We start from the raw sequence: 13,600 nt of genomic DNA, 5'->3' as shown, positions 1-13,600 counted from the left end.
AAGGCGTTCAGGCAAATAAAACAGCAGGTCTCTCTGCGCCGAGACCTCCAACTGCTAGAATGCCGATAAATACAAACACAACTGCCACGGCCTCACATGAATCCCGATCTCGGTTTGACGTACCAATTGCAAGCACTGGCCTCCAATCAACCTGTGGAATTTCTGCAGATCCGGTTCAGTGAAATCGACTTTGTCAGCCATGAGCTCTGCACAACGCTATTCGATGTGCCCTGGGGAGAGGAGGGTGAAGCCCATGCGCTGTCCCTGGACTTCGATCAGGAAATTCTTCTGGAGCTGTTGAGCCGTCTGAGTCCCGAAGCCCAACAGGCCTTTCTGGAGGAAGTGAATGGGCAAATGCCACCCTTTCACGTCAGCCTCCCCGAGCCGGTGATGGTTGAACGCGTGTGGTGTGAGTTGGGTGAAGAGCAGGAAGTGGAAGGGGAAAACTTCATCCCCTTCGTTATTCAGCGCCTGGAGTGATTAGCGCAGTATGTAATCAACACTGGTTACCACTCGCACCCGCTTGGTCTCGGGCGTGAAAGGATCTACGTCCTCGATCGAGAAGTAGCCCTGGGATGCACGCCGGATGCTTCCTACGCTGGCCTCGGCATCACGTGCAAACTGATCTGCCGCGGCGCGCGCATCGCGCGTGGCATCGGCAATCATTTCCGGCTTTATCGACTCCAGCTTGGTAAATACGAAACTGGGCTGAAACTCGTAGCTCTGGGTCAGGGCAACACCCGATTTCACCAGTTCGCCAACCGACTGCATACCCGACTTGACCCGCTCCACATCTTCAGTGCGGACCAGCACTGTCGCGTCTGCTCTGTAACGCTCCGCCGGCAGCGCAGAGCCATAAACATTAGCGTGCTGGTCGGTGATCTTGGGCATGGATAACTGGATATCATCCTCAGCAAACCCCTTGAGCAGCAGGAATGACCTGATCAGGCTCTGCTGCGCCTCGATGTCGTTCTGGAGTTGGTCCAGGCCATTACCAAGCACGGAGAAATTGATCGGCCACAGCGCCAGATCGGCCTTTACAGTGCGTTCGGCCAACCCTTTTACACTCACCACGCGGTCAGCATCACGGAACTGCAGCATGCCACTCTTGATATTGACCGCCATGAATGCCAACGCCAGTGCGATAAACGCGCCTGCCAGCATCTGCCATATTGCGCCGGATCTGCCTGTCATTGCCTTAACTCCTGTTTTGAATAGCGCGCCACTGTGAGCGGTATGTATACGCTGCAGCTTCCCTTGGCAGCAACGGCTTATTCATCCTTTCGCAGGTCTTCGGGGATGTCCGGATTGGGCATTGGCCCTGGCCGTTTGCCTTGACCCGCCCGATATTGGCGCAGCTGGAATACATAAGCCAGGACCTGCGCCACCGCGAGATAAAGCCCGGCGGGAATCTGCTGATCCAGCTCCGTGCTGTAAAACACCGCCCGCGCCAGCGGCGGGGACTCGAGCACCACGACATTGTGCTCGGTTGCCACCTCGCGAATACGCTGGGCCACGAAGTCGGCCCCCTTGGCTACCAGAACAGGCGCGCCCGCATTCAGCGGATCATATTTCAAAGCTACGGCAAAGTGGGTCGGGTTGGTTATGACCACATCTGCCTGGGGTACCTCGCCCATCATCCGCCGCTCAGCCATCTCGCGCTGCAGTTGGCGAATACGCCCCTTCACCTCTGGCTTGCCTTCGGAGTCCTTGAATTCGTCGCGCACTTCCTGCTTGGTCATTTTCAACTTCTGCTTGTTGTCCCAGAGTTGAAACGGAATATCCACCACCGCAATCAGAATCAGAGAGCACGCCAGAAAAAACAATGCCGTACCCAGAATCCACAGGCTGTGACCAATCGCATCGGGCAGAGGCTCACTGTCGAGTTCGAGCATGTCGTTCTGAAAAAAGGCAAGCACCAGCAGCGCCATCGCTAGCACTACCAGAAACTTCGCAAGGGCCTTGAGCAGCTCTACCAAAGCCTTCAGTGAGAACATCCGCTTGAGACCCGCCAGCGGATTCATCCTGCTGAATTTGGGCGCCAGGGATTTGCCACTGAACAACCAGCCGCCCAGCATGATCGGTCCCACGATAGATGCGACAAACAGAATGAAGAACAGCGGCGCAAGTATCATCAGCCCCATGTTTACCGACTCGAGCAGATGTAAGCCCATGCTGTCAGTAGCAAAGAGTGCATCGCGCTCCAGGGAAAAGTTATAGGTCATCAGATCAATCAGCAGGCGGAACATGGCGGGACCAAACATGATCAGACCCACCGCCGAGCACATGACTACCGCGAGGGTATTGAGCTCCTTGGAGCGGGCAATCTGGCCCTTGTCACGGGACTCCTTGAGGCGTTTCTCCGTGGGGTCTTCGGTTTTTTCCTGACCGCTATCCGATTCTTGCGACATCAGCTAGCCCTCACCAGCTCACGCAACCAGATCAGTGTGTCGGAGACCACGATCTGGTAATGCTCTCCCACGCTGCCTATCAGAACCCAGAGTATGAATATCCCGAAGACCAAGGTGAGCGGAAAACCGATCGAGAAAATGTTCAATTGCGGCGCGGCCCTCATCATCACGCCAAAGGACAGATTGACGATCAACAGCGCGGTAATAGCCGGCAGGCCAATCAGCAATGCTGCTGCCATGACCCAGGAAAAACGCAGCACAACTGCCTGGAAATCCGAGACCAGAAAGAACTCACCCAGGGGTAAGGTGGTGAAGCTCTCGACCAGGACCTCGATCACTACCAGGTGACCATTGACAGCCAGAAACAGCAAGGTAGTCAGCATGGTAAATACCTGGGCAACCACCGCGACCGAAATCCCCATGGTCGGATCGTTCATCGAGGCAAAGCCCAGACCCATCTGCATGGCAACGATCTGACCAGCAAGCACATGGACCTGGAACAGCAACTGCAGAACGAAGCCCATGGTGGCCCCAATGAGTATCTGTTCGGCAATAATCGCCCAGGTGTTCAGACTCAATGGATCCAGGGACGGCGGGGTCGGAATATGCGGAGCGACAAGAAAGGTCACTGCCACGGCGAGAAACAGACGAATGCGCGCCGGCACCAGTTGCGTCCCGATCACCGGCATGGTCATCATCACACTGGCAATACGAAAAAACACCCACATGTAGCTGGATACCCAACGGCTGATATCCCCACCGGAGAGCTCGATCATCAGCCGATCAGGCCTGGTATGCTGCGATACAGGCTGTCGGTGTACTCGATCAACTGCGTCACGATCCAGGGCCCGAGCACAATCAGGGTGAGAAAGGTCAGCAGCAAACGGGGCAGAAAGCTCAGTGTCTGCTCGTTGATCTGGGTCGCGGCCTGGAACATCGCAACCACCAGACCCACAAGCAGGCTTGGCACCACAATAATGGCCACCAGCACAGTGGTCAGCCAGAGTGCCTGACGAAACAGCTCCACAGCAACTTCGGGTGTCATTGTCCGGCTCCTATGTCACGGCAAAGCTGGCGGCCAGGGTACCTATGATCAAGGCCCAACCATCAACCAGCACGAACAGCATGATCTTGAAAGGCAGGGAAATGATCAGCGGCGACAGCATCATCATACCCATGGCCATCAATACACTGGCCACCACCAGGTCGATCACCAGAAACGGAATGAAGATCATGAAACCTATCTGGAATGCCGTTTTCAACTCCGAGGTAACAAAGGCCGGCACCAGAATATGAAAAGGTACTTCCTGAGGGCTGGTGATGTCATCCCGGCGGGCCAGGCGCACGAAAAGCTCCAGATCCGTTTCGCGTGTCTGAGCCAGCATGAAACCCCGCAGAGGGATACTGGCTCGCTCGAGAGCCTGCTGCGGAGAAAGCTCTTCATTGAGATACGGCTGCAGTGCGGTCTCGTTCATCCGCTCGAACACCGGTGCCATGATGAAGATCGACAGAAATATGGCCAGACCAATCATGATCTGACTGGACGGCGTCTGCTGCAAACCCAGGGCCTGACGCAGAATGGCAAAGACAATGATGATCCGGGTAAAGCTGGTCATCATCATGACGAACGCCGGGATGAAGGTCAGCGCCGACATCAGCAGCAGAATCTGCAGACTGACCGAATAGGTCTGGCCACCCTCCTCATCGGTGCTCAGCGTGATCGCATCCATGCTCAGCAGATCACCCGCGCCCTGGGCAAACACATTGGGCGCCAGAAATATCATAAGCAGCAGCATCCAGCGGATCATGGCTGTGGCTCCCGCTTGAGCAGCGTGCGCAGGGTTTTGGCGAAGTCGCTGTTCATCCCCGGCCCATCCGGCACCTCTGCCACAGGCTCTTCAAATGTATGCAGAGTCGTTATCCGCCCTGGAGAAGCGCCCAAAAGCAGTTGCTTGCCGGCAACGTCAATCAGGATCAATCGATCACGCGGTCCTAGCGCGAGGCTACTGACCAGCTTGATCTGTTGTCTGCCGTGGGGCGCGAGGGGACCCACGCGGCGCATCAGGTAACCAATCAGAAATATCAGCCCAACTACCAGCACCAGCCCCAAGGCCAGCTGGCCGAGTTGCGCCAGGACATTGATCTGACCGCCCTCTGCCGCCTGCTGTGCAAGAACCGCAGGCGAAAACAGCAGCACCAGAGTACATACCCCAGATATGCGTGCGGCCGGCATCAGCGAAGCTTCTTGATTCGTTCAGAAGGGCTGATCACATCGGTCAGACGAATACCGAATTTCTCGTTCACCACTACTACTTCGCCGTGGGCGATGAGAGTACCGTTGACTTTCACATCCAGCGGCTCTCCAGCGAGTCGATCCAGCTCCACCACGGACCCCTGGTTGAGCTGCAACAGGTTGCGGATGGTAATGTCGGTGTTTCCCACTTCCATTGAAATGGTCACCGGAATATCCAGGATGACATCCAGATTGGGCGTATCGCCTCCCGTCTCGAAGTTATCACCGGGCTGAATCGTCGGCGCGTTGAACTCCTCCATCGGCATGCGCGGCGATTTCTCGTTCTCCGCTAGCATGGCGTCGATATCGTCCTGACTGGCGTCGCCCGACTCATCCAGTGCCGCAGCCCATTCATCCGCCAGAGCCTGCTCTTCGGGGGTTACGTCGCCGGACGTTTTGTCATCGGCCATCTTGTTATTCCTCAATGCTGATTATTGGCGTGATTTTATCGAGTTCTGTAATACGTCTGGCGCTCGCGTTCAACGCGGCCGAGTAACCGGCCCCAGTATCTGCAACGCCAGGTTGCCCTTGACCGAACCGAGCTTGGCCTTGAATGTGGGAACACCGTTGGCGCACAGGACCATATGCTCGGGCAGTTCGACCGGAATCACATCTCCGGCCTGCATGCTCAGTAGGTCCTTGAGTTTCAGTTGGCGTCGCACCACGGTGGCACTGAGCGGCACGCGAGCCGCAGTGATCTCCTCGCGCAGTGCGCGTACCCAGCGTTCGTCGTGATCGTCCACGTCGGACTGCACACCCGAGTCGAGAACTTCGCGCAGGGGTTCAATCATGGAATAGGGAAAGGTGATATGCATATCGCCGCCGCCACCATCGAGCTCCACGTGGAAAGTCGACACGACCACCACCTCGCTCGGGCTGACGATATTGGCCAGGGCCGGATTGACTTCCGAGTTCACATATTCGAAATTCACCTCCTGGACTGCCTGCCAGGCTTCCTTGAGATCCAGAAAAGTCTGGTCCAGAACCATGCGTACCACGCGCAATTCCGTCGGGGTAAATTCCCGGCCTTCGATCTTGGCATGCCGGCCATCGCCGCCAAAAAAATTGTCGACCAGCTTGAAGACCAGCTTGGCATCCAAAATGAACAGGGCGGTGCCGCGCAGAGGCTTCATCTTGACCAGGTTGAGGCTGGTCGGTACGTAAAGTGAATGTATATATTCGCCGAACTTCATCACCTGTACGCCACCCACGGCAACGTCAGCGGAGCGACGCAGCAGATTGAACATGCTGATGCGGGTATAGCGGGCGAAGCGCTCGTTGATCATCTCCAGGGTCGGCATGCGTCCACGGACGATACGGTCCTGACTGGTCAGATCGTAACTCTTGATCGAGCCGGGCTCGGAATCGACCTCCGTATCGACTGCCCCATCGTCGACACCGTGCAAAAGCGCGTCGATTTCGTCCTGTGACAGCAGATCCTGTACGGCCATCGGTAATTCCTATTGCAAGACTATGTTGGTGAACAGCAGGGCTTCGATAACCGGATTACCCAACTCTTTTTCGAGCGTCGACTTGACCGCCAGGGTCGCACTTTCTCGCAGAGCTTCCTTGCCCTCGGGCGTAAAGAGCGAAGTGAACTCTTCACTGCTGAATTGCAGGACCAGCTCGTTGCGTATCAGCGGCATATGCTGGGCAAGCGCAGCCATCAACTCGGGGTCACGACCCATCAACACCACATTGACCTGCATATAACGTCGACGGCCCTCATGGGTAAAATTGACGACGAATGCGGGGTCCATCGGCTGATACAGGGCCGTCTGTTGAACTGGCGCAGTATCTGCCGCAACCTCTTCCGGCTCTTCCTCGCCACCCATCAGAAAGAAAGCCGCGCCCCCTGCCGACAACAAGACCGCCAGAAAAACGGCGCCAACCAGAATCAGCAGTTTTTTCTTGCTTTTGACCGGAGCTTCTTCACCTTCAGCCGCCGCCGGTTTAACCTTTTCCTGCTTTGCCATGCCAGAATACCGTCACTTATGCCGTGAAAAGCCTTTTCACAGGTGGTTGAGTAGCACTTTGCACTGAATGCTGCACTGAATGTGCCAACTTCCAGGATCAGTGCAGTATATGAGCGCCAAGGATAAAGCCAAGCGAGACAAATGTCTTTGCCTGCAGGTTACAGGATTCCAGACGAAACAAAACCGGGCCTGGGCCCGGTTTGCAGTACTGCGCCAATATTGACGTCAGGCGTAATAGTCCACGAGGCGGCTGGACTCCGCCTGGCTTGCGGCGGCGGAGGCCAGCATCATGCCTGCCTCGTCAGCTTCCAGGGTCTGGGCACCGGCAACGCCACGATTGCGCCCCTCAGCCCCCTGCTCCTGGCTATGGTGGGCCTGCTGGTCAACGGCCGAGTCACCGACGGAGACATTGACCAGGTCCATACCCTGCTGGCTGAACGCCTCACGCAGCCGGAACATCTGCGCCTCGAGCGCTTCGCGCACGGATGGATTCTGTGTCACGAACTGAACCTGATGCTCCTGCCCCCGCGTCTGGATATGGATCTCAAGAGGTCCGAGGTCCGCCGGATCCAGGCGAATTTCAACACTGCGCAGATTCTGACTGGACATCCACATCATCTTGTCCATTACTGCATCGCCCCAGCCTGCCTGACCGAAGGGCACGTTCAGCGTCTGACTGGCCGCCAACACCGGCCGCGCCGCCAACGCGCCCTGGGCTGCAGCCTGAGTTTGCGTACCAGGACGTAACATCGCTTCAGCGGCGTCAGGGTCAGAGGTTGCCGTCCGACCGCCCAGCGTTTCCAGGGTCTCGGCGAGCTTGCCGGCAAAGGCCGCCCTGCCATCCATCGCAGCGGGTGTCATATCCAGATTACGCTGTACCGGCTGTTGACCCTCGGCTGCAGCACCGCGCTCGGCCATGGCCCGCAGTCCATTGTTACCGGCTGGCTCCTGGCGCATATCTCGCTCACCACGGGTAGCCTGCTCTTGGGATAACTGCAGACCCGCGCTAGAAGTGTCCCACCGGAGTTTTCTGGCCGGGTCGAGGAGCGGCTCACCAGTGGTCCCGGTGACGGCGGCGGGTGCCAGAGGTGGAGCCACAGCAGTCTGGGCAGCACCAGGCGATCCCAGGGCGGTACTGGCTGCTTCCGCTGCCTTGGATGCCAGCTGGGCGCCCACCAGCTCCGCCATGGTAGCCAGGGCGTCAGCCGCATCTGCGTCAAGCGACGCGTTGGGGCCCTGCCCTTCCTGGGCCTTGTCCATGAACTGGCGGGCCTGATCCAGCCATTGGGACCAATCTTCCACCAGGGCACCCAATTCCTGCTGCTGCTCATCCGACACCGCACCTGCGTGCAGCGAAGCAGTCTGATCTTCGGTTTCGCTGCGCAGCTCATCCAGCTGCGCCAACCATTCCTGCATGCCTGCCGGCAAGTTCTTGCCGTCGGCGGCAATTTCGGCCAGGTCCAACAGACCTTGTGCCTGATCGCCTTCGGCGCCTCCCAGCAGCTGCATAAGAGCCTCGACATCGCCGGGCTGCTGGTCCGTTAGGATCTCGGCAAAACTGGCGAGACCCTCCAACTGGCCGCTGTCTGCCGCGTTTGCAGGCGTCGCCGAGGACTTGATCTGTGGCGATGCGCCACTGAAAAACGCCAGCAGATTCTGACTGACCGACATTGCGTACTCTCCACTGCAAGAAAGGGGATGAAGCCTGACTTTTATTAATGCAAGGCACGCGCCAGTTTTATAGGTAGCGCAAAAGACGAGTCAGTTTTGCAGATCAGATAGACGCTGGAATACCAAGCAAGGGTGCAACCCGCTGGAAGCAACGCTGAACGTCCTGGTAGCTGCGCTGCGCTTTAAACGCATCTGCTTCCAGACCAGCAAGCTCGGCTTTCTCGCAAGCCTCCTGCAACGCAATGGCGCCCATATTGCCGCAGCTGCCCTTGAAACTGTGGGCCGCCTGGCGAAATCCCTCCCAGTCCGAGCCGCTCAGGCACAGCCGCAATTGAGCAAGACGCTTGTGGGCATCGCGACTGAAGGTGTCGATCAACAGCGCATAATCCTCCTGCATCAGTTCGCGAAGCGCGTCCTGCACGGAGGGATCAATGTCGATGGGCAAATCCGCCATGCAGCTTATGTCTCCCTGGCTTTCATCAGACTGTCATCATTCAGATGCCGGCAGTATGCCCAAGCTCCCAGGCAAACACTACCCTGGCCTGGTTCCCCCGGCGATTGAAGCGTACCTCATCGCAAAGCGCGCGTACCAACTCCAGGCCACGGCCCGCATAGCCGTCCAGGCTATCGCTCGGACTCTGTTCGACAAAACCGTCACCACTATCTTCGACTTCTATAGCCAGAACCCCACCGTCGGGATTCGGTTGATGATCAAGTACCACGCGTATCCAGCCATCACGCAACACCCGCAAGCGCTGATTGCGCTCCCGGTAGTAACGATTGAAGCCCTTGGAGTCCAGCTTCAGGGAGGAATCGAGTTGCAGCAGACCGTGCTCCAGGGCGTTGCTGTACAGTTCGCTGAGAATGGTGAACAGCCTGCCGGCATGGGCACGCAGACCGGGGACCTCCATCAGCACCTCAAGCAGAAAAGGCAGAGGGTTGTGCTCTCGAATCGACGCCGCGCGGAACGTGTAAGCCAGTTGCCAATCCTGACTGTCAAGGTGCCTGGCATCTTCATGGAGGAGCGTCGCGGGTGGCGCTGCGAGCGGTTGCATGATCACTTCCAGCAAGCTGATATCGTCCTCAGGGCTCCCATGGAAGGCTTCAAGCGCGCCGAGTAGACCTTCGAATATTGCTTCGGGCCGACCCTGATAACGATTGATGAGGTCGATCACCCGCTCTTCGCCATATTGGTCGCCAGCCTGATTCCGACTCTCGATCACACCATCGGTCAGGCACAACAACCGCTCACCGCTTGCCATTGGCAACACTGTTGGCGTGGGATCGAATCGCTCTGATGTAGCCACTGCCAACGGCAGGTGGGTGGAGGGTACCCGATGCAGGAGAGCACCCCTGCGGTCCAGGAGCAGCACTTCAGGTAGGCCGCCATTCCAGATACCCACCAAGCCCTTGTCTGGATTGATTTCAATCAGCACCGCGCAGCAGAAAATACCTGTCGGGAGTATCCGACTCAACTTGCTGTTCGCTTCAAGCAGAATATCGCTCAAATTGAAACCGCGGGCGGTCATCGAATAGAAGACCTCAGCCAGGGGCATCGCGCCTATGGCCGCAGAAAGGCCATGGCCGGTGAAATCGCCCAGCAGAATATGCATGCCGCCTGAAGGGCGGTAGGCAGCAAGAAGAATATCGCCATTGAACATGGCAAAAGCGGTCTGTACGTAGCGCAGATTGTCGGCACCCAGGCTCCCCGCATGGGCGACCCGGTCATAGATGATCTTCGCCAGCTCCTGCTCGTGCAGCAGACGCTCATGCTGGCTGCTGATCAGATCACGCTGATCCTGCAGGGTCTGATGCATCTCCTGCATGCGATTGAAGGCCTGAATCTTCGCCTGCAGGATGACCGGGTTGTAAGGTTTGGTGAGGAAATCATCACCACCGGCCTCAAGGCATTTCACCAGGGCGCCAGTGTCGGTCAGGCTGGTCAGAAAGATGATCGGGATGAGATTCTCGCCGGACTGCAATTTCATCCGGCGGGCGGCCTCGAAGCCGTCCATTACAGGCATCAGCGCATCCAGCAAGACCAGATCAGGCCGCTGCACGCTGAACTGGACCAACGCCTCAAGGCCATTTTCGGCGCTGACCACCTCATGCCCGAGCCGGGCAACCAGTCGGGCGAGAATCATCCGGTCGGTGGGGTTGTCGTCCGCAATCAACACCTTCAGCGGGGTGACCTGCTGCGCCAGTGGATGCCCCTTGGCCCCGTTGTCAGCCACGGGCTATTCGATACTGAAGAGCTGTTCGAAATTCGAGATACTCAGAACCTTGCGCACATTCTGGTTGCAATGAATGATGCGTATGTCTGCCGCATCACCGCCGGCATGATCCCTCAGCAGCAGCAGCATGCCCAGGGCTGAACTGTCGATATAGTCGGTGTCATGGAGGTCTACTACGAAGCGTTGGGGGGACAGACCTCCGCGTTCGTATGCTTCGCGAAAATCCTGATGCGCGCTGAAATCGAATCGCCCAGATACCTTGATTGTCAGTTCCTGGCCGTCGGGGGACAGGGTGGCCTTGATGGGCATATAACTTCCTTATTGAGTCTGCACACAATGCTAATTACTAGCACAGGGAGCATAACCTGTCAGGAATTATTTGGGGCCTCTTTCGAAAGCCCGCTGGGATAATTCATCGAGCAATTTCTGCTCCTGACGGTCCGCCTTGAGTCGCGCTTCATCCCGATAACGCTCAATCAGCTTGCGCATACCTTCAAGGCGCTGATAACGCAGACGCCACTGTTCGCGGGCCTTTTCCAGGCTTTGACCATTCCATGTAACCGTCTGCTGTTGCTGCTCGATTGCCGTCTGCATCTGCGCAAGGAACCGCTGATAATTGAGCAGCCAGTCACGCCCGACCCCTTGCTGGCCGCGCTGAACCCAGCTTTTCTGATACTCGCTGCAATAATATTCCAGGTCCTGAAGGCGTGCGCGGGCGCTATCAAGCTGCTGCTGGGCCTCGCCCAGTCTACCTGCCGCCTTGCGTTCCTCTTCAAGAGCCATGTCCAGCACCGGCGCCAGACGCCGTATGCGGCTTTCACTCATGGCTGATCAACTGTTCCAGGGCGGCGCGGCTGTCAGCCAGGTTGACCTTGACGTGCAAACCCTGGCGCAGGAAAGCCTGCATCTCGGGCATTTTCGCCATGGCCATATCAGTCAGCGGATCGGACCCGGCGGAATAGGCGCCGACACTGATCAGATCGCGGCTCTGCTGATACCGGGCATAGATCTGCTTGAAGCGCTGGGCGCCCTGCATCTGGGTTTCGTTGACAATTTGCGGCATGGCCCGGCTGATGGAGGCTTCGATATCGATGGCCGGGTAATGACCTTCTTCAGCCAACCGCCGTGACAGCACCACGTGACCATCCAGAATCGCCCGCGAGGCGTCGGCAATCGGGTCCTGCTGATCGTCCCCTTCAGACAGCACCGTGTAAAAGGCGGTGATCGAGCCTCCGCCCTGCTCGGCGTTACCCGCCCGTTCCACCAATTGTGGCAGCTTGGCAAATACCGAAGGCGGGTAGCCCTTGGTGGCAGGCGGTTCACCAATGGCCAGGGCAATTTCACGCTGGGCCTGGGCAAAACGGGTCAGGGAGTCCATGAGCAGCAATACATTCTTACCCTGATCACGAAAATACTCGGCGATGCGTGTGCAATACATCGCCGCACGCAGCCTCATGAGCGGCGCATCATCGGCGGGCGAAGCCACGACTACCGAACGGGCCATGCCCTTCTCGCCCAGGATCTGCTCGATGAACTCCTTGACCTCGCGGCCCCGCTCACCGACCAGACCCACGATAGTGATATCGGCGTCAGTAAAGCGCGTCATCATGCCCAGCAACATACTCTTGCCCACGCCACTACCGGCGAACAGGCCCAGACGCTGGCCGCGCCCGACGGTGAGCAAGCTATTGATCGAGCGAATGCCCACATCCAGCGGCTCTTCGATCGGATGGCGTTTGAGAGGGTTGATGCTGGGGCCATTGAGGTCCACCCAGTCATCAGCCCGGAAATCACCCTTGCCATCCAGTGGCCGACCGATACCGTCCACCACGCGGCCCAGCATGGCCGTGCCCATCGGCAGCTTGCCACCGCCCTTGGAGGGCACCACGCGCGCTCCAGGCTGCACACCCTGCAGGCTGTCCACTGGCATCAGATAAATCTTGCTGCCGGCAAAACCCATGACCTCGGCCTCGATCTGGCTGCGACCCTGGGCCGTTTCGCTGATCACCAGGCAACGGCTGCCCACTGGCGCCTTGCAACCCTCGGCTTCCAGGGTAAGGCCAACCATGCGAATCAGGCGCCCCTCGACTATCGGTTCATCAGGCAGCGTCAATACCGGCTCGTATGAGGCCAGGCGACGGGCGAAGCTGATACGCTCAGGCCTGACCATCGCCCTGCACCTCGTTGCCATCATCAGCACCTGACGGCTCAACACTGATATCGGGCTCTGGCGGATGAGCTCGCTGCTCGCGTTGCTGTTCAAAAAGCTGCTCGGTGATCTGCTGCAAACGTGTCTCTACTGTGGCATCAAGCTGGCTGTGCTCGGTTTCCAGACGGCATCCGCCGGGCAGTAACTGATCATCCTCAAGCAGGCGCCATTTTTCCTCATGGCGCTCGCGAAGCGCCTTGGCAGCATCGAAGTCAACCGGATTGAGATAGATACGAATATTCTCGGCGCCCATAGGCAGTGCTTTCAACGCGCCTCTGAGTACCTTGATGATCTGGCTGGAGTCAGTCTGGAGCTCGCGCTGCACAACCTGGCGCACCATGGTTTCGACGAGCTTGAGTAGCATGTCTTCAATCTGGTCGTCCTGTTCGTGCATGGGCTCCATCAACTGCGTCATCAATGCTTCCAACTCGGCGAGGCGAGCATCGACTTTGGTTTTTGCTTCTTTCTGCCCCTTGAGCTGACCAGAATGAAAACCATCCTTCTCACCCGTGGCAAAGCCCTCGTTGTAGGCTTCCTCACGGATCTGCTCAAGCTCTTCCACGGTGAAGGGCTTGGGCGCTTCCTCCTGGGGCTCCTGGTCGGCGTCCACGTCGGTTTCGTCCAGAGGCGCCCTGATGTCGGCCTCCGGCTCCTCGCGATCCAGCGGAACATGATGGGGTTCGGCATCGAAACTGGGCAAGTCCCAACGGGCGAAAGCGGACTGTTCGCCACCGCGCAGCAACTCGCTACCTTCCGTTCTCGCTGCGGTGGTGCTCGGGGTTTTCATTTACAAGCTTCCCAGTACC

17 protein-coding genes are annotated in these 13,600 nt (G+C 57.9%); 1 reads left to right on the top strand and 16 read right to left on the bottom strand.

Going from position 1 to position 13,600, the window contains the following annotated elements; all coding sequences use genetic code 11:
- Positions 1 to 96: 96 nt before the first annotated feature.
- Positions 97 to 480, top strand: coding sequence for a hypothetical protein (locus tag FZF01_RS12250; protein ID WP_150278459.1), 384 nt, complete (start codon positions 97 to 99; stop codon positions 478 to 480).
- Here the strand turns inward: FZF01_RS12250 and FZF01_RS12245 are convergent, their stop codons facing one another.
- The 16 genes from FZF01_RS12245 to fliH all read right to left on the bottom strand — a co-directional run bounded on the left by FZF01_RS12245 (position 481) and on the right by fliH (position 13,581).
- Positions 481 to 1,194, bottom strand: a complete 714-nt coding sequence (locus FZF01_RS12245; protein WP_150278458.1) for an SIMPL domain-containing protein — start codon at positions 1,192 to 1,194, stop codon at positions 481 to 483.
- Positions 1,195 to 1,271: 77 nt separating this feature from the next.
- Positions 1,272 to 2,411, bottom strand: a complete 1,140-nt coding sequence (gene flhB, locus FZF01_RS12240; RefSeq protein ID WP_150278457.1) for a flagellar biosynthesis protein FlhB — start codon at positions 2,409 to 2,411, stop codon at positions 1,272 to 1,274.
- A complete protein-coding gene (gene fliR, locus FZF01_RS12235) occupies positions 2,411 to 3,187 on the bottom strand; it encodes a flagellar biosynthetic protein FliR (protein ID WP_150278456.1) in 777 nt (258 codons plus the stop codon). Before fliR ends, flhB begins: the two co-directional genes overlap by 1 nt.
- Entirely contained in the window at positions 3,187 to 3,456 is a 270-nt protein-coding gene (fliQ, locus tag FZF01_RS12230; protein ID WP_150278455.1) for a flagellar biosynthesis protein FliQ, read from the bottom strand. Before fliQ ends, fliR begins: the two co-directional genes overlap by 1 nt.
- A 10-nt stretch (positions 3,457 to 3,466) precedes the next feature.
- Positions 3,467 to 4,219 carry a flagellar type III secretion system pore protein FliP gene (fliP, locus tag FZF01_RS12225; protein WP_150278454.1) on the bottom strand — a complete coding sequence of 251 codons (753 nt, stop codon included), beginning with the start codon at positions 4,217 to 4,219 and terminating at the stop codon, positions 3,467 to 3,469.
- The gene (fliO, locus tag FZF01_RS12220) at positions 4,216 to 4,644 is read right to left on the bottom strand and encodes a flagellar biosynthetic protein FliO (RefSeq protein ID WP_150278453.1); all 429 of its coding nucleotides are present in this window, start codon (positions 4,642 to 4,644) and stop codon (positions 4,216 to 4,218) included. The genes fliP and fliO overlap by 4 nt, the downstream gene beginning before the upstream one ends.
- The gene (gene fliN, locus FZF01_RS12215; protein ID WP_150278452.1) at positions 4,644 to 5,114 is read right to left on the bottom strand and encodes a flagellar motor switch protein FliN; all 471 of its coding nucleotides are present in this window, start codon (positions 5,112 to 5,114) and stop codon (positions 4,644 to 4,646) included. The genes fliO and fliN overlap by 1 nt, the downstream gene beginning before the upstream one ends.
- Before the next feature lie 69 nt (positions 5,115 to 5,183).
- Entirely contained in the window at positions 5,184 to 6,155 is a 972-nt protein-coding gene (fliM, locus tag FZF01_RS12210) for a flagellar motor switch protein FliM (protein ID WP_150278451.1), read from the bottom strand.
- A 9-nt stretch (positions 6,156 to 6,164) separates the two neighbouring features.
- Positions 6,165 to 6,680 (bottom strand): flagellar basal body-associated FliL family protein, encoded by a 516-nt coding sequence (locus FZF01_RS12205; RefSeq protein ID WP_150278450.1) that lies wholly within the window; start codon positions 6,678 to 6,680, stop codon positions 6,165 to 6,167.
- A gap of 225 nt (positions 6,681 to 6,905) precedes the next feature.
- Positions 6,906 to 8,351, bottom strand: coding sequence for a flagellar hook-length control protein FliK (locus tag FZF01_RS12200; protein ID WP_150278449.1), 1,446 nt, complete (start codon positions 8,349 to 8,351; stop codon positions 6,906 to 6,908).
- 103 nt (positions 8,352 to 8,454) lie between these two features.
- The gene (locus tag FZF01_RS12195; protein WP_150278448.1) at positions 8,455 to 8,805 is read right to left on the bottom strand and encodes an Hpt domain-containing protein; all 351 of its coding nucleotides are present in this window, start codon (positions 8,803 to 8,805) and stop codon (positions 8,455 to 8,457) included.
- A gap of 40 nt (positions 8,806 to 8,845) precedes the next feature.
- A complete protein-coding gene (locus FZF01_RS12190) occupies positions 8,846 to 10,585 on the bottom strand; it encodes a fused response regulator/phosphatase (RefSeq protein WP_223825497.1) in 1,740 nt (579 codons plus the stop codon).
- Positions 10,586 to 10,588: 3 nt separating this feature from the next.
- Positions 10,589 to 10,894: an STAS domain-containing protein gene (locus tag FZF01_RS12185; RefSeq protein ID WP_150278447.1), complete on the bottom strand. Its 306-nt coding sequence runs from the start codon at positions 10,892 to 10,894 to the stop codon at positions 10,589 to 10,591.
- A gap of 66 nt (positions 10,895 to 10,960) precedes the next feature.
- Complete coding sequence (fliJ, locus tag FZF01_RS12180; protein WP_150278446.1) at positions 10,961 to 11,410, bottom strand: flagellar export protein FliJ; 450 nt, start codon at positions 11,408 to 11,410, stop codon at positions 10,961 to 10,963.
- Positions 11,403 to 12,755 (bottom strand): flagellar protein export ATPase FliI, encoded by a 1,353-nt coding sequence (gene fliI, locus FZF01_RS12175; RefSeq protein WP_150278445.1) that lies wholly within the window; start codon positions 12,753 to 12,755, stop codon positions 11,403 to 11,405. The genes fliJ and fliI overlap by 8 nt, the downstream gene beginning before the upstream one ends.
- On the bottom strand, positions 12,742 to 13,581 hold the full coding sequence (gene fliH / locus FZF01_RS12170) for a flagellar assembly protein FliH (RefSeq protein WP_150278444.1): 840 nt from the start codon (positions 13,579 to 13,581) through the stop codon (positions 12,742 to 12,744). The genes fliI and fliH overlap by 14 nt, the downstream gene beginning before the upstream one ends.
- Positions 13,582 to 13,600 lie beyond the last annotated feature (19 nt).

It is taken from the genome of Halopseudomonas salina, from assembly GCF_008641105.1.
The sequence above is the reverse complement of the archived record's forward strand: the minus strand, read 5'-3'. Positions and strand labels throughout refer to the sequence as shown.